This window comes from Protaetiibacter sp. SSC-01 (assembly GCF_014483895.1).
Classification (GTDB): Bacteria; Actinomycetota; Actinomycetes; order Actinomycetales; family Microbacteriaceae; genus Homoserinibacter.
Window position 1 is genome coordinate 1,439,218 of record NZ_CP059987.1, and the last position, 15,503, is coordinate 1,454,720.

The following is a 15,503-nucleotide window of genomic DNA, read 5'->3' on the forward strand; positions in this document are numbered from 1 at the left end:
GCCTCCGTGATGTCGCTCATCGCAGGGGTCCGATCCGGCGGGGGCGGGGGAACGGCGGATCGGGCATCGGGCGCGCGTGCTCGGTGGCGCCCGTGATGGCCGCGATGATGTCCTCGTAGCCCACGTCCGACGCGAAGAAGTCGCCGTTGTTGCGCCCGAGCCGCAGCACGACGATCCGGTCGGCGACCGCCTGCACGTCGGCCATGTTGTGGCTGATGAGCACGACGCCGTGGCCGCGTTCGCGCAGACGCTCGATGAGGTTGAGCACCTCGGCCGTCTGCGCGACGCCGAGCGCCGCCGTCGGCTCGTCGAGGATGACGACGCGCGGATCCCCGATGAGCGAACGCGCGATCGCGACCGTCTGCCGCTGGCCCCCCGAGAGCGCCGCGATCGGCACGCGCACCGACGGGATGCGCGCCGAGAGCTGGCGGAGGAGCTCCCACGCCTCGCGCTCCATCTCCTCCTCGTCGAGCGCCATCCCGGCGATCTCGCGGCCCAGGAAGAGGTTCGCGACGACGTCGAGGTTGTCGCACAGGGCGAGGTCCTGGAACACCGTCGCGATGCCGAGGGCGCGGGAGGCCGTGGGGTCGGGGATCTGCACCGACTGGCCCTCGAACTCGATCTCGCCGTCGTCGGCGGGGTGCACGCCCGCGAGGATCTTCACGAGCGTCGACTTGCCCGCGCCGTTGTCGCCGACGATCGCGACGACCTCGCCGGCGTGGATGTCGAGGTCGATGTCGTCGAGCGCCTGCACCTTGCCGAAGCTCTTCGAGATGCCGCGCATCGAGAGCACCGGGACCCGCCCGGGAGGACCGGGCACGGGGAGGGGCACGACGGCCTCGACGCTCACGTGAGCCCCGCCTCGCGGCACGCCGACGCGTAGTCGGAGGTGCACAGCTGCGCGACCGTGAAGAAGCCGTCGTCGATGACGACGGAGGCGATCTCGCCGCGCCTGACCGGGAGCGGCTCGAGCAGGAACGAGGGGATCCGCGCGTCGCCGACCGCGACCTCGACCTCGCCGGCGGGGCGGCGGTCGTTGACGAGGTCGATCGCGAGCTCGGCCGCGAGGAAGGCCTGCGGGCGCAGCGCCTTGTAGACGGTCATGTACTGGTCGCCCATGAGGATGCGCTGGAGGCCCGCGAGCTCCGCATCCTGACCCGTGACGGGCGGCAGGGGCGCGACCCCGGCCGCCTTGAGCGACGCGATCGCGCCTCCGGCCGTCGGGTCGTTCGCGGCGTAGACCCCCACGATGCGCGAGCCGAAGCGCGTGATCTGGCCCGACACCCAGTCCTGCGCCTTTCCGGGGTCCCAGCCCGGCGTGTCGAACTCGGCGAGCACCTCGTAGCCGCTCCCGTCGATGACGGCGTGCGCACCGCGCTTGAACTGGGACGCGTTGTTGTCGGTCGGCGAGCCGTTGACCATGAGGATGCCGCCGTCGGCCGGGTCGACGTCGAGCTCGCGCAGGCGGTCGACGAGCGCCTCCGCCTGAAGGCGGCCGACGAGCTCGTTGTCGAACGAGACGTAGTACGCGACGTCGGGGCTCTGGATGAGGCGGTCGTACGCGATGACGGGGACGCCGCGCGCGGATGCGAGGCCCACGATCGAGGCGGCCGAGACGCCGTCGAAGGGGTCGAGCACGAGCACGCTCACGCCCTGTGTGAGCATCGACTCCGCCTGCTGCTGCTGCTTCGCGGCGTCGCCGTCGGCGTTCGCGTAGAGCACCTGGCAGGAGGGGCACAGCTCGCCGATGCGCTCCTCGAAGTAGGGGCGGTCGGCGCTCTCATACCGTGCCGTGACCGAGTCGGGGAGGAGCAGCCCGATCTTGGCGGTGTCGGGGTCGCCCGTCGCGCCCGTCGTGACCCCGTTCGTGCACCCCGCGAGGGTGAGGACGGCGACGAGTGCGGCGGCCGCGAGTGCGAGCGCCCGGGGCGTGCGTGTCATCGCGTCACCCGAGCGCCACGCGGATGTCGGCCGTGCCCGCCGCGGGGAACGCGCTCGAGTGCTCCGCGGCGACGGCGAGTGCGCCCATGAGCGCGGCGCGCGGGCCGAGCTGCCCCGCGACGATCTCCGGGGCGGGGGCGAGGCGGCTCGCGAGCGAGCGGTCGACGACCTGGCGGATCGGCCCGAGCAGCAGCTCGCCGGCGCGCGCGAGGTGGCCGCCGACGACGACCCGTGCGGGGTCGAACATGCTCGCGACGTTGGCGGCGGCGACGCCGATGTGGGCGCCCGCCTCCGCGATCGCCCGGATGCAGACGTCGTCGCCCGCCATGGCGCGCACGATGACGTCGCTCAGCTTGAGGCCCGAGTAGTGCGACTTGAGCGACTCGACGACCGCATCGCCGCCCGCGATCGCCTCGAGGCATCCGAGGTTGCCGCAGCGGCACAGCGGGCCGTTCTCGACGATGACCATGTGACCGAACTCGCCCGCGCTGCCGCTCGCGCCGCGATAGCCGCGCCCCGCGACGAGGATGCCCGCGCCGATGCCGTCGCTCACCTCGACGAACATCGCGTCGTCCTGGCCCCGCAGCGCGCCGAGGCGGTGCTCCGCGAGGGCGGAGAGGTTGGACGAGTTGTCGACGACGACGGGCACCCGCAGTGTGCGCTCGACGGCGTCGGCGATCGCGATGCCCTCCCAGCCGCGCAGGATGCCGGGGCGCGCGACCATGCCGCTCGCGGCATCCATCGGGGCCGAGATCGCGACCCCCGTCGCGAGCAGTTCGTCGCGCTCGGCGGAGACGTTGTCGAGCATGTCGGCGAGCAGCATCCCGACGCGGCGGATCTCGTTGTCGGAGCGGTGGTCGCGCGCGAGCGGCATCTCGTGCTCCGCGACGACCGTGAGGCCCGTGTCGGCGAGCGCCACGCGCAGGTGGCGCTGGGAGAAGTGGATGCCGCACACGAGACCCGAGGCGTGCGCGAGCGTGACGTACTGGGCGCGGCGTCCGGAGCGCATCGACTTCGACGTGCTCAGCACGCCCGACTCGGAGAGCTCCTTGACGATGTTGGAGACGGTCGCGGGGGAGAGGCCCGTGGCTCCCGCGAGCTCGACCTGCGTGAGCCCGCCGTGCTTCTTGACGGCGTCGACGATGCGGCCGCGATTCGCCTCGCGCAGAGAGGTCTGCGACCCGGGGGTGCGCCGCTGGTCCGCCATGCCCGAAAGGATACCGGCGGAACGGCTCCGACCGGGGGAATCCGCTCGACCCGAACGGGGGACGCGCGTCCGGAGGAGGCCCCGCGGCGTTCTAGGCTTGACGGGTGACCAAGGTCTTGAGCTCCCTCCCCGTCGGCGAGCGCGTCGGCATCGCGTTCTCCGGCGGCCTCGACACCTCCTGCGCCGTCGCGTGGATGCGCGACAAGGGCGCGGTGCCGTGCACGTACACCGCCGACCTCGGGCAGTACGACGAGCCCGACATCGACGCCGTGCCCGGGCGCGCTCTCGAGTACGGCGCGGAGATCGCGCGTCTCGTCGACGCGAAGCGCGCCCTCGTCGAGGAGGGCCTCGTCGCCCTCCAGTGCGGGGCGTTCCACATCCGCTCGGGCGGCAAGACGTACTTCAACACGACGCCCCTCGGCCGCGCCGTGACGGGCACGATGCTCGTGCGCGCCATGAAGGAGGACGGCGTCGAGATCTGGGGCGACGGCTCGACCTACAAGGGCAACGACATCGAGCGGTTCTACCGTTACGGCCTGCTCGCGAACCCGCGCCTGCGCATCTACAAGCCGTGGCTCGATGTCGACTTCGTCACGGAGCTCGGCGGCCGCAAGGAGATGAGCGAGTGGCTCGTCGCCCACGGCTTCCCGTACCGCGACTCCACCGAGAAGGCCTACTCGACCGACGCGAACATCTGGGGCGCGACGCACGAGGCGAAGAACCTCGAGGAGCTCTCGAGCGGTCTCGACATCGTCGACCCGATCATGGGCGTCGCGTCGTGGCGCGACGACGTCGAGGTCGCGACCGAGGAGGTGTCGGTGCGGTTCGAGGCCGGTCGCCCCGTCGCGATCAACGGCGTCGAGTTCGACGACCCGGTGGCGCTCGTGCTCGAGGCCAACGCGATCGGAGGCCGCCACGGTCTCGGCGCGTCCGACCAGATCGAGAACCGCATCATCGAGGCGAAGTCGCGCGGCATCTACGAGGCCCCCGGCATGGCGCTCCTGCACATCACCTACGAGCGCCTGCTCAACGCCATCCACAACGAGGACACCGTCGCGAACTACCACGCGGAGGGCCGCCGCCTCGGCCGCCTCATGTACGAGGGCCGCTGGCTCGACCCGCAGTCGCTCATGCTGCGCGAGTCGCTGCAGCGCTGGGTGGGCTCGGCCGTCACGGGCGAGGTCACGCTGCGTCTCCGTCGCGGCGACGACTACACGATCCTCGACACGACCGGCCCGCACCTCAGCTACGCGCCCGAGAAGCTCTCGATGGAGCGCGTGGGCGACGCGGCCTTCGGGCCCGACGACCGGATCGGCCAGCTCACGATGCGCAACCTCGACATCGCCGACTCGCGTTCGCGTCTCGAGCAGTACGCCGCGCAGGGCCTCATCGGCGGCCCGACGGGCGAGCTCGTGGGGCGTCTCGAGCAGGGCTCGGCCGACGAGATCCTCGGTGCCGTCGAGGCGACGACCGCCGACGAGGAGGCCATCGACGCGCGCGTCGACGCGGCCAACGAGGCCTCGGCATTCGACCTCGGAACCGACTGAGCGCAGCCCCGGCGCGCGCCGCATCCGCCGATAGGCTGGGCTCTCTGAGAGCCACGCGAGAGAGGATGCGGCCATGCGGGAGCTGCAGAGCCAGATCATCGAGTCCCTCGGCGTCACGCCGCAGATCGACCCGGCCGCGGAGGTGGCCCGTCGGCGGGACTTCCTCGTCGACTACCTGCGCGCGACCGGTGCCAAAGGACTCGTGCTCGGCATCTCGGGAGGGCAGGATTCGACGCTCGCGGGGCGCCTCTCGCAGCTCGCGGTCGAGCGCATCCGCGAGGAAGGCGGCGAGGCGACCTTCACGGCCGTGCGTCTGCCGTACCGCGTGCAGGCGGACGAGGCGGATGCGCAGCTCGCGCTGAGCTTCATCCGCCCCGACGAGTCGGTCGTGTTCGACATCGCGGACGGCGTCGACGGCGTCGCGGCGGAGTTCGAGCGGGAGGCCGGGCGGCCGCTCGCCGACTACCACAAGGGCAACGTCAAGGCCCGCCTCCGCATGGTCGCGCAGTACGCGATCGCGGGCGAGCGCGGCGCGCTCGTCGTCGGCACCGACCACGCGGCGGAGGCCGTGACGGGGTTCTTCACGAAGTACGGCGACGGGGGAGCCGACGTGCTGCCCCTCAGCGGGCTCACGAAGAGGCAGGGGCGCGAGCTCCTGCGCAGCCTCGAGGCCCCCGCGCGGCTGTACGAGAAGGCGCCCACGGCCGACCTTCTCGACGACCGACCCGGACAGACCGACGAGACCGAGCTCGGCATCAGCTATGCGCAGATCGACGCGTACCTCGAGGGGCGCGAGATCGGCGTCGAGGCCGCCGAGGCGCTCGAGGCGCGCTACCTCGCGACGCGCCACAAGCGCACGGTGCCCGTCGGACCGGACGACGCGTGGTGGCGCGCGGTCTGAGCCGCTCGCGCTTGCGCGTCAGAGACCGAGCTTCGCGCGCAGGAAGTCGTTGACGAAGACGCCGCGCGGATCGTGGGTGCGTGCGAGCTCGCGGAAGTCGGCGAGCCGCGGGTAGAGGCCCTCGAGCACGTCGACGTCGGCGTGGAAGCGCTTGCCCCAGTGCGGGCGGGCGCCGAGCGGGAGCAGCCGATCCTCGAGTCGGGGGAGGAGCGCGTCCACAGCGGGCTGGTCGGGGAGCCAGGTGAAATGGAGGGCGACCGCATCCGTCCCGAAGGCGCCCGAGAGCCACAGCTCGTCCGCGGCGATCTCGCGGAGCTCCGACACCTGCAGGACGGGACGGATGGCGGGCGCGAGCCCACGCACCGCGCGGACGGCCTCGACGGCGTGCGTGCGGGGGAGGAGGTACTCGGTCTGCAGCTCGTCGCCCGCCGAGGGCGTGAACTCGAGGCGGAAGTGCGGAAGGCGGTCGAGCCACGGTCCGGCCACGCCGAGCTGAGGCGTGCAGTTGACGGGGTCGACACCGGCGATGGGGTGCATCTCGACGGGCGAAGGCCGCGAGCCGAGCACGCCCGAGGGTGGCTCGGGGTCGCGGTCGACGCGGCGCTTGAGCCAGAGCTGGTCGACCGTTTCGGGATCCGACCACGACGAGAAGAGGCTCACGCTGTAGCCGAGCGAGGTCACCTCGTCGAAGTGCTCCAGGACGAGGGCGAGCGGAAGGTCTCGGTACACGGTCTGCGCGACGGCGAAGCTCGGCTCGACGTCGAGCTCGAACGCGACGACGACGCCGAGCGCGCCGAGCGAGACGACAGCACCGTCGAAGCCGACATCGCCGCGGCCCAGGGCGACGAGCTCACCGGTGCCGTCGACCAGCTCGAGGGCGCGCACGGAGGTCGCGAGCGAGCCGTTCCCGACGCCCGAGCCATGCGTCCCCGTCGCGACCGCGCCGGCGACGGAGATGTGGGGGAGCGAGGCGAGGTTCGCGAGCGCGAGACCCTGCGCCTCGAGCACGCGCGCGAGCTCGCCGTAGCGGATGCCGGCGGGCACGCGCACGCTCGTGCGGGCCTCGGCGATCACGACGTCGGCGGGGTCGGCGAAGCCGCCCGACGAGACGAGCGTGCCGGGCGTGTCGGCGACGGGGGAGAAGGAGTGCCGCGTGCCGAGCGGGCGCAGGGAGCCCGGATGCGCCTCCCGCACGAGCGCGCGCACCTCGTCGACGGTGCGCGGGGTCGACAGGCGCTCCGCCGCGAACTCGAGGTTCCCTGCCCAATTGTGCTCGCGCATCCGTCTTCCGCCCACCGGACGATCGTAGGCGGCGGAGACGGGCGCCGGGTCGACGTCAGCCCGAGACGCCCGCGCCGATGGGGCGCATCGTGATGCCGAGCCCGTCGCGCCACGCCCGCACGGTCGTGCGCTGGCGGTCGTCGCACACGTAGCCGTAGCCGACCTCGACGTCCCAGTACTCGAAGCTGCTGACCCACACGCGGTGGTCGAGCGTCCAGCCGTCGAGGTAGGTGAGGGCGAAGCAGTCGGCCATCCGCTCGTGATCGCCCGCGAACGCGAGCAGCGCGCTCTCGGTCTCGACGGGGTTCGTGAACTGCAGCACGTGGGCGAACTCGTGGTAGGCGAGTCCGGTGCGGATCCAATCGGTCATCCACGGCGCCGCGTCGTCGGCGGCGTCGACGTGCACGAGGAGCGGGTCGTCGGACATGACGCACGCGAGCACGTCGGAGGCGCACAGCGCGTCGGCGTCGTCGCGCACCCAGGTCGCGTAGCCCGCCCCGAGGGCGTCGAGGTGCGTCTCGTAGGGGTTGCCGGTCGCGTCGACGGACGCCTCCGCCTCGGCCGCCGCACGGCGCTCGGCGAGCTCGGCGCGCGCATCCTCGACGCTCGCGATCGTCGTCTCGAGGGCATCCGCGTCCCATCGGCGGGCCCAGCCCTGCGCGGCGAGGGTCTGGAGGTGGTCCCACGAGACGAGCGTCGCGAAGGGCAGGCCCTCGTACGTCTTGACCTCTTCGAGGAGGCCCTGCATGGAGGCGGAGAAGGTGTCCTTGCGGTCGACGTACTCCTGCTGCTCCTCGATGCGGCGCTCGTTCTCGACGATCGTCGCCTTCGCCTCCTCGAGCTGCAGCACGTACCAGACGAGCGCACCTGCGGCGCCCGCGAGGCCGAGCGAGAGCAGGACGACGGCGACGATGAGGCCGAGGGGGCGGCGGGGCGGTTCCGGCGCTGGGGGCACGTACTGCAGCGGCGCCACCTGCGGGGCGAGGTACTGGGGAGGCGGAGCCTGGGGAGGCACGTACTGGGGAGGCACGTCCTGCGCGGGGGTGGGGGAGGCCGGCGGCGGGGGCGCGGACGGATCGGGCGCGGGCTGCAGGGGATCGGTCACGTCTGGTGGGCCTCCTCGTCGGTCGCGTCAGACTACCGCCGCCGCAGCACCGCGCGATGCGCCGAGTTCGGGGGAGAGTGCACCGACCGCCGCACGGCATCCGTGGCGCATGCACTCCTCGGTGGATGAGCAGTGCGTGAGAGGTCCCGTTCGCACCAATCTGACATAATCGCGCTTATCAGTGCTGCACCCGTATCCCAGACGCCGCAGGCGCGCCCCACCTGCCCATAGTTCCCGTTCCGCGTGATAGTTCCCGTTCCTTCGGCGACAAACACGCGGAACGGCAACTCTCGACGCCGCGGGTGCGCGTCACCTCGGGATGCGTCGTGCCGCGTCGTGCCGCGTCGCGTCGTCAGAAACGTCTTGGTGTGTGCGGGTCTGCGACGGGACGCTCGTACGGCGCGGGCACGGGCGCGTCGCCCGTGACGTGGAACGGATTCGCTGCTGCCGAGACGGGCGGTGCCCACGCCGGATCGGAAGCTGACATAACGCTGTGCTGCCCTGCGGGCGTCATGGGCGGCTGCGCGGGTGTCTGCGCGACGACCGGCGGCGGTGCCTGCGGCGTCACGGGCTGCCCTGACGGCGTCGGCGGATGCCGAGGTTGCGTCAGGGACGGCTGCGCCTGCTGCTGCTGCGGCACAGGCGCCTGCTGCTGCGCTGGCGCCTGCTGCGGCACCGGCGCCTCCTGCGGCGCAGGGGCTTGCTGCGGCACAGGTGGCTGCGCGGGCGCCGCCTGGGGCGTCAGAAGCTGCGGAGCGGGCGCCTGCGCGTTCGTGGTCTCGGCGGGACGCGACTGGAACAGCGCCGCGGCCGCGGCCGCCGCGTTCGGCTGGACCTGCGGGCGTTGCGGCACCGGCGCCGGGTCCTGCAGCGCGTTGGCCGATGCGTACGGCGTTGTTGCGTACGGGGCTACCGGCTGGGCGATTCCCGTGGGCGGCGCGAGCGCGCCCGTGGGCTGTGCGACGGGCGCGAGCGGCGCCCCGGGCGCGCTCGGCGAGATCGACACGATCGCGGCACCGTCGGCCGTGCGGGGCGCGAGCGCATCCGCGGATGCCTGCCGCTCCCCCGCATCCGTCCTCGACGGAGCCGCCTCGGCACCGGTGCGGCGCGGGCCGGCGACCGCGGCATCCCGCGCCCGCCGCTTCTCGTGCGCCCTGAGAGCGCTCAGCACCGCTGAGCGGATGACGAGCCACAGCAGCAGGAAGCCCACCGCGACCAGTCCGGCCGTGATGGCGAGCGACGTCAGAGCGTCGGATGAGAAGAGCTCGGGTAGCTCCATGCGTACAGGGCGCGCCTCGTCACGCGGGTTCACCAGCCCCGGTTCGGGGCACGCGGATGCCAGCTCAGGCCGTGCAGGACGGCAGCTCGCGACGGATGAGCTCGAGAAGCTGCGGCGGCTCGAAGCGAGGACGCTCGGCGAGCAGCTCGGCGAGGCTCCACCAGCGGTGCTCGAGCACGTCGACCTTCTCGTCGTCGGTCCACCCGTCCGGCGAGGGCTCGAACGCATCCGTCACGTGCGTGAAGAACTCGGCGTGACCGGTGTCGTGGTCTGCCGCATCCCACTCGACGTCGTAGTCGTGCGCCCACACGGGCCCGCGGAGGGTGTCGACGACGAGCCCCGTCTCCTCGGAGAGCTCGCGCCGGGCGGCTTCCTCGAACGTCTCCCCCGGGTCCACCCCTCCCCCGGGCGTGAGCCAGCGGGCGACTCCGGATGTATCGGGCGCGGTCGTGAGGAACAGCAGCACGCGATCGTCGCGGTCGAAGAGCAGCACGCGCGACACGAGACGGTGCCGGTGCGCGCTCACCATAGGACGACCCCGGTCAGTCGCCGACGAAGGAGCTGACGTCGCCCACGAGACGCGTGTTGTCCTCGGGGATCTCCTCGACCGCGGCGCGCGCGACCTCGGCGGCGAACTCCGCGACGTTGTAGAGCTTGCCCGCGGCCTCTCGGCGCGACTCGATGGCGCCCGGGTTGACGCGCTCGAGGAGCGTCGCCGTGATGGTGCCCTCGATCATGTCGCCCGACACGACGACGAACGAGACGCCGGCCGCCTGGAGCTCGGGGATGCGCGAGCGCAGGGCGTCCTCGCCGGCGCGCTTGCTGCGGGCGACGGCCTCGTACTCGGGCATGGTCGGCACGGTCTCGATGAAGTGCGCCTGGTGGCTCGTGACGAAGACGACCCGCGAGCCCGCGCCGAGCAGCGGGAGCGCCGCGTCGAGCACGCTCACCTGCGCGTCGCGGTTGAGGCGCATCGCGTAGTCCTCGCCGAGTCCCGACTCCATACCGCCCGAGGCGTTGAGCACGAGCAGGTCGAGGCCGCCCCAGCGCTCGCGCACCTCGGCGAACATCGCCGCAACCGACGACGGGTCGGTCAGGTCGGCGCCGACCGCGATCGCCTCTCCCCCGCGCTCCTCGATGCCCGCGACGACCTTGAGCGCGCGGGCCTCCTTGTTGCGGTAGTTGATGACGACCTTGGCGCCCGCGTCGGCGAGGTAGCCGGCGGTGTCGGCGCCGATGCCGCGGGACGAGCCGGTGACGAGGGCGCGCACGCCGCGCAGGGAGTCAGGGGGGAGCACGTTGTTCACGATCCTCCACACTAGCGACCGCCTCCGCACGCCCGGGCATCCGGTCCGCATCCGGTCCGCCCGCGCCCGCGGTGCTAGTTTCGAAGCACGACGTCGAAGGGATGCCGCCGTGGAACCCGATGTGATCTCGAGCTGGGCGTGGGTCTTCTGGCTGGGCCTCATCCTCGTGTTCGTCATCATCGAGGTGAACACTCTCGAGTTCACCTTCCTGATGCTCGCCCTGGGCTCCGTCGGCGGTCTCGTGGCGGGCCTCGTGGGCGCACCGTGGTGGCTCCAGCTCATCGTCGCCGCCGTGCTCTCCCTCGTGCTCGTGCTGTTCGTGAGACCGCCGCTCCTTCAGGCCCTGCGCAAGAACGCCGACCCAGCGCGCAGCAACGTCGACGCGCTGCTCGGCATCGGCGGCGTCGTGACGGTCGACTTCCGCTTCGGCGCCGGCCAGGTCAAGCTCGCCAACGGCGACGTCTGGACCGCCCGCGTCGCCGAGGGCATCGCGCCCGTGGGGCTCGACGAGGGCTCGCGCATCATCGTCACGGCGATCGACGGCGCGACGGCCGTCATCGTGCCCGCAACCGACCCCGCCCCTGAGGAGGCAGCTCAGTGAACGACACCGACCTCATCCCGACGGTCGTGACGATCGCGATCGTCGTCGTCATCGTCATCTTCGTGCTGACGATCCTCTTCAAGTCGATCCGGATCATCCCGCAGGCCTACGCGGGGGTCGTCGAGCGCCTCGGCCGGTACCACAAGACGCTCACGCCGGGCCTCAACATCCTCGTGCCGATCATCGACCGGCTGCGCCCGCTCGTCGACATGCGCGAGCAAGTCGTCTCGTTCCCGCCGCAGCCCGTCATCACCGAGGACAACCTCGTCGTCTCGATCGACACCGTCGTCTACTTCCAGGTGACGGATGCGCGCGCCGCGACCTACGAGATCGCCAACTACCTGGGCGCCGTCGAGCAGCTCACGACGACGACCCTGCGCAACGTCGTCGGCGGTCTCAACCTCGAGGAGGCGCTCACCTCCCGCGACAACATCAACGGCCAGCTGCGCGTCGTGCTCGACGAGGCGACCGGCAAGTGGGGCATCCGCGTGAGCCGCGTCGAGCTCAAGGCGATCGACCCGCCCGCCTCCATCCAGGACTCGATGGAGAAGCAGATGCGCGCCGAGCGCGACCGCCGCGCCGCGATCCTCACGGCGGAGGGCACGAAGCAGGCCGCGATCCTCAACGCCGAGGGCGAGCGGCAGGCGGCGATCCTCAAGGCCGAGGGTGACGCGAAGGCCGCCGTGCTACGCGCCCAGGGTGAGGCCGAGGCCATCCAGACGGTGTTCCACGCGATCCACGCGGGCGACCCCGACTCGAAGCTGCTCGCCTACCAGTACCTGCAGACCCTGCCGAAGCTCGCCGAGGGCGAGTCGAACAAGCTCTGGATCATCCCGAGCGAGCTCACCGAGGCGCTCAAGGGCATCGGGCAGGGCTTCTTCGCGCCGCGCGACGCGGCAGGCCCCGGGACGGATGCCTTCCCGCGCGCGTAAGGGTGAGGACGCCGGGTACTTCTCCCCCGCTCCGCCGCGGGTGCTCGCGCACCGCGGACTGGCCCTCGACGCGCCCGAGAACACGCTCCTCGCCTTCCTGCACGCCGTCAATGCCGGCGCCTCGCACATCGAGACCGACGTCAACGGCTCGGCCGACGGCATCGCGATGGTGAGCCACGACGCCGACCTCAAGCGGGTCGCCGGGCGCGACGTGCGCGTGAACCAGCTCACGGCATCCGAGCTGCGCCGGGTGTCACTCGGCGCGGGTCAGGGCTTCTGCTCGCTCGCGGAGGCGCTCGACGCCTTCCCCGATACGCGCTTCAACATCGATGTGAAGTCGGCGGATGCCGTGGCCGGCACCATCAAGGCCGTGCGCGACGCGCGCGCGACCGACCGCGTGCTCATCGGCTCCTTCTCGACGGCCCGTCGGCTGGCGGTCGTGCGGGAGCTGCCCGGGGTCTCGACCTCGGTCTCGGCGGGCGGTGCGCTCACCGCCGCCCACGCGGCGCGCGCGGGGGCCATGCGCCTCCTCAGGCGCGTGCTCGCGGGCGTCGACGCCGTGCAGCTGCCCGTCAAGGTGGGCGGTGCGTCGATCGCGACCGAGCGTGCCATCCGGAACTTCCACGCGGCGGGCGTCGAGGTGCACATCTGGACGATCAACGAGCCCGCCGAGATGCGCCGGCTGCTCGAGCTGGGTGTCGACGGCATCGTCACGGACCGCGCCGACCTCGCGCTCCCGATCGTCGCCGAGCGCCGCCGACCCCGCTGAGCGGCAGCGCTCGCGACGCCCTCCCCCACGCTCGTCCCCCGTCCGCTGCCAATGCGGGATGAGCGACCTGGGAATGCACTGTAAACGCTCTCACTCGGGGATGGGATCGGCCACGGTAGACGTTGTACATCGGGCGACGTGCGGTCCCACCGGATCGCGTCGTCCTCGCGCGTCCACGAACGCGCACACCTACCCCACACGGCGCACAGAGGAGGCCACACGATGGCGGATCGCAGTCTGCGCGGGATGCGACTCGGAGCTCAGAGCATGCAGAGCGAAGAGGGAGTCGAGTTCTCGCCCCGGAAGAAGGCCGTGTACCGCACGGACGACGGCTCGACCTTCGAGGTCGTCTTCGCCGCCGAGGCGGAGATCCCCGACACCTGGGAGTCCCCGCGCACCGGCCAGGAGGGTCGCCTCGTCGGCGACGACGGCCAGCTCGTCGAGAGCGAGGCCGCCGATGCGAAGGCCCCCCGCACCCACTGGGACATGCTGCTCGAGCGCCGTACGCGCGCCGAGCTCGAGGAGCTCCTCGAGGAGCGCCTCGCCTACCTGCGCGCCCGTCGCGGCGAGGCGGCGAAGAGCAGCAAGAGCGCCTGACGCTCAGGTCCTGACGCTCAGGCTCGGCGGCGACGCACGCCGAGAGCCGCGCCGATGAGCGCCCCGAGCGCCATGACGGCGACCCCCCACTCGACCCCCCGGCCGATCACGACCGCGGGGGTCGTCGTCGTGCTGAGGGGCACGTCGACCACCATCGCGCCCGCCTCGTAGCGCGGGAGCTCCGCGGCCGTCGAGCCGTCGGGCAGGATCACGGCGCTCGCGCCGACCGTCGAGATGTTGACGACCGAGCGACCGAGCTCGATCGCGCGGATGCGGGCGATCGCGAGCTGCTGCACGCTCTCGTCGGTCTGCCCGAAGTCGGCGTTGTTGGTCTGGGCGAGCACGAGCTGCGCGCCCTCCTCGACGCCCTGGCGCATGAGGGCGTCGTCGACGATGTCGAAGCAGATCGCGAACCCGGCGAGCACGCTCTCGCCGTCCGAGCCGATGTCCATGACGGCATCCGTCGTGCCCGGCGTGTACTCGCGTTGGATGAGGTCGATGAGGTCGGGCGCGAAGCCGCGCCACACGGCCCGGTCGGGCACGTACTCGCCGAAGGGCACCGGGTGCCGCTTGTCGTAGTGGTCGAGGGCGCCCTCCCCCGCGCGCCACAGGAGCGCGGTGTTGAAGTACTCGTCCCCGCGGTTCGTCACGGCCCAGCCGACGAGCGGCGCATCCGCGGAGCGCGCGACGGAGTCGAAGACGCGGGCCGCGAACTCGTTGCGCAGCGGGTCGATGTCGGTCGCGCCCTCTGGCCACACGACGACGTCGACGTCGTCGTCATAGACGGGCGTCGTGGCGTCGTACTGCGCCATGAGGTTGTCGGTCGCGTTCTCGGCGTGGTGGAAGTAGCCCGTCTTGCCGTTGCCCTGAACGGCCGCGACGCGCAGCGTGCCGTCGGATGCCGTCGGGAACGCCGGGAAGGCCACGAGCACCGCGGCGAGAGCCGTCACAAGCATCGCGCGAAGGAGCATGGGTGTGCGGTACTCGCGCACCGCCACGACACCGACGGCGACGACGAAGACCATCGCGAAGCCCACGCCCGAGATACCGAGCCACGCGAAGAGCGGCGCGAGCGGGCTCTCGGACTGCGACTCGGAGATGCGACCCCACGCGAATCCGCCGTACGGCCAGATGCTCGAGACCGCCTCGCGCGCGGTCCAGAGGCCGGCGACGACGAACGGCACGAGCAGCATCCGTCCGAGGGCGCTGCCCACGGCGCGCGGGACGATGCGCGTCGCGACCGCGATGAGCATCGTGCCGAGGCCGCACCACAGGGCCATGACCGCGCTCAACGCGAACCACGGCACCGCGCGCACGAGGAACGGCAGGCCGGGGTCGAGGAACTCGGTCATCCACGGGATGTGCACGAGGTAGAACGTGAGACCGAAGACGAGTCCGACGAGGAAGCCCCCGCCCGCTCGGCGGCCGTAGGCGGCGACGAGCACCATCGCGACGGCGACGAAGGCGAGCGGCCACCACCCGATGTCGGGGAAAGCCGCATCCGTGATCGGACCGGCGACGAGCGCGAGCAGCACGGCGCCCCACAGCGGCACGACCGGCCGTGCGGGTTCGGGTGCGAGGGCGGGCGCGGACATCGGAAGACTCAGCCTACGGCGGTGAGCCTGAGCGCATGCGGCGCCCGCCCACGCGCGTCAACCGTGCGGGTTGCTGGCCTTCCCGTCGAGCCACAGCTCGTTCGTCGGATCGGCGTGGGTGCCGCCGCTGCCGACGTGCTTGTCGGAGATCTGCGGGCCCTTGGTGATGACGTGCACGAGCGCCATCGCGTGACCCCGGCCGAGGCCGTAGTCGTCTGCGAGCCACTGCACGATCGGCGTGGCCTTGGTCGAGGCGTCGAAGCCCTTCTCCTGCGCCTTCTCGATGAACTGCCGGGGCGTGAGGCCCGTCTTCTCCTCGATGTTGTCGAGATATGCCTGGAACGACATGTCTAACTCCTCTGCTCGTCATCACGGTCGCTCACCGCATGCGAAAGCGCACGAGCTTTCGATCCATGTCGAAACCCTACGGCGGGACGCGGG

The 15,503-nt window shown here is 71.9% G+C and carries 16 protein-coding genes; 6 read left to right on the forward strand and 10 right to left on the reverse strand.

Translation table 11 applies throughout. The features are described 5' to 3' along the window. Positions 1 to 16: 16 nt before the first annotated feature. The 3 genes from H4J02_RS06815 to H4J02_RS06825 form a co-directional block, all read right to left on the reverse strand. Positions 17 to 784, reverse strand: coding sequence for an ATP-binding cassette domain-containing protein (locus tag H4J02_RS06815; RefSeq protein WP_187676466.1), 768 nt, complete (start codon positions 782 to 784; stop codon positions 17 to 19). A gap of 62 nt (positions 785 to 846) precedes the next feature. Then, complete coding sequence (locus tag H4J02_RS06820; RefSeq protein WP_187676319.1) at positions 847 to 1,941, reverse strand: sugar ABC transporter substrate-binding protein; 1,095 nt, start codon at positions 1,939 to 1,941, stop codon at positions 847 to 849. A gap of 4 nt (positions 1,942 to 1,945) precedes the next feature. Further along, positions 1,946 to 3,148: an ROK family transcriptional regulator gene (locus tag H4J02_RS06825; RefSeq protein WP_187676320.1), complete on the reverse strand. Its 1,203-nt coding sequence runs from the start codon at positions 3,146 to 3,148 to the stop codon at positions 1,946 to 1,948. Positions 3,149 to 3,252: 104 nt separating this feature from the next. On the opposite strand from H4J02_RS06825, the gene argG reads away from it, so the two are divergent. After that, positions 3,253 to 4,695, forward strand: a complete 1,443-nt coding sequence (gene argG, locus H4J02_RS06830) for an argininosuccinate synthase (RefSeq protein ID WP_187676321.1) — start codon at positions 3,253 to 3,255, stop codon at positions 4,693 to 4,695. A 73-nt stretch (positions 4,696 to 4,768) separates the two neighbouring features. Then, entirely contained in the window at positions 4,769 to 5,596 is an 828-nt protein-coding gene (gene nadE, locus H4J02_RS06835) for an ammonia-dependent NAD(+) synthetase (RefSeq protein ID WP_187676322.1), read from the forward strand. Between the two features lie 18 nt (positions 5,597 to 5,614). Here the strand turns inward: nadE and H4J02_RS06840 are convergent, their stop codons facing one another. From H4J02_RS06840 to H4J02_RS06860, 5 genes are all read right to left on the reverse strand, one after another. Then, entirely contained in the window at positions 5,615 to 6,892 is a 1,278-nt protein-coding gene (locus H4J02_RS06840; RefSeq protein ID WP_316250708.1) for an FAD-binding protein, read from the reverse strand. Positions 6,893 to 6,932: 40 nt separating this feature from the next. Continuing rightward, positions 6,933 to 7,982, reverse strand: a complete 1,050-nt coding sequence (locus H4J02_RS06845) for a hypothetical protein (protein WP_187676323.1) — start codon at positions 7,980 to 7,982, stop codon at positions 6,933 to 6,935. Between the two features lie 352 nt (positions 7,983 to 8,334). Beyond that, complete coding sequence (locus tag H4J02_RS06850) at positions 8,335 to 9,261, reverse strand: hypothetical protein (protein ID WP_187676324.1); 927 nt, start codon at positions 9,259 to 9,261, stop codon at positions 8,335 to 8,337. Between the two features lie 64 nt (positions 9,262 to 9,325). Then, positions 9,326 to 9,790 (reverse strand): NUDIX hydrolase, encoded by a 465-nt coding sequence (locus H4J02_RS06855; protein WP_187676325.1) that lies wholly within the window; start codon positions 9,788 to 9,790, stop codon positions 9,326 to 9,328. Between the two features lie 13 nt (positions 9,791 to 9,803). After that, positions 9,804 to 10,568, reverse strand: coding sequence for an SDR family oxidoreductase (locus H4J02_RS06860; RefSeq protein WP_187676326.1), 765 nt, complete (start codon positions 10,566 to 10,568; stop codon positions 9,804 to 9,806). Positions 10,569 to 10,677: 109 nt separating this feature from the next. Here H4J02_RS06860 and H4J02_RS06865 point away from each other — a divergent pair, with 109 nt between their 5' ends. The 4 genes from H4J02_RS06865 to H4J02_RS06880 all read left to right on the forward strand — a co-directional run bounded on the left by H4J02_RS06865 (position 10,678) and on the right by H4J02_RS06880 (position 13,467). Further along, positions 10,678 to 11,169: an NfeD family protein gene (locus tag H4J02_RS06865; protein ID WP_262406257.1), complete on the forward strand. Its 492-nt coding sequence runs from the start codon at positions 10,678 to 10,680 to the stop codon at positions 11,167 to 11,169. Then, positions 11,166 to 12,101: an SPFH domain-containing protein gene (locus H4J02_RS06870; RefSeq protein WP_187676328.1), complete on the forward strand. Its 936-nt coding sequence runs from the start codon at positions 11,166 to 11,168 to the stop codon at positions 12,099 to 12,101. Before H4J02_RS06865 ends, H4J02_RS06870 begins: the two co-directional genes overlap by 4 nt. Then, positions 12,082 to 12,870 carry a glycerophosphodiester phosphodiesterase family protein gene (locus H4J02_RS06875; protein WP_187676329.1) on the forward strand — a complete coding sequence of 263 codons (789 nt, stop codon included), beginning with the start codon at positions 12,082 to 12,084 and terminating at the stop codon, positions 12,868 to 12,870. Before H4J02_RS06870 ends, H4J02_RS06875 begins: the two co-directional genes overlap by 20 nt. Before the next feature lie 222 nt (positions 12,871 to 13,092). Further along, positions 13,093 to 13,467, forward strand: coding sequence for an RNA polymerase-binding protein RbpA (locus tag H4J02_RS06880; RefSeq protein WP_187676330.1), 375 nt, complete (start codon positions 13,093 to 13,095; stop codon positions 13,465 to 13,467). A gap of 17 nt (positions 13,468 to 13,484) precedes the next feature. Here the strand turns inward: H4J02_RS06880 and lnt are convergent, their stop codons facing one another. Continuing rightward, positions 13,485 to 15,062 (reverse strand): apolipoprotein N-acyltransferase, encoded by a 1,578-nt coding sequence (gene lnt, locus H4J02_RS06885; RefSeq protein ID WP_187676331.1) that lies wholly within the window; start codon positions 15,060 to 15,062, stop codon positions 13,485 to 13,487. A gap of 57 nt (positions 15,063 to 15,119) precedes the next feature. Continuing rightward, entirely contained in the window at positions 15,120 to 15,410 is a 291-nt protein-coding gene (locus tag H4J02_RS06890; RefSeq protein WP_187676332.1) for a DUF4287 domain-containing protein, read from the reverse strand. Between the last annotated feature and the right edge of the window lie 93 nt (positions 15,411 to 15,503).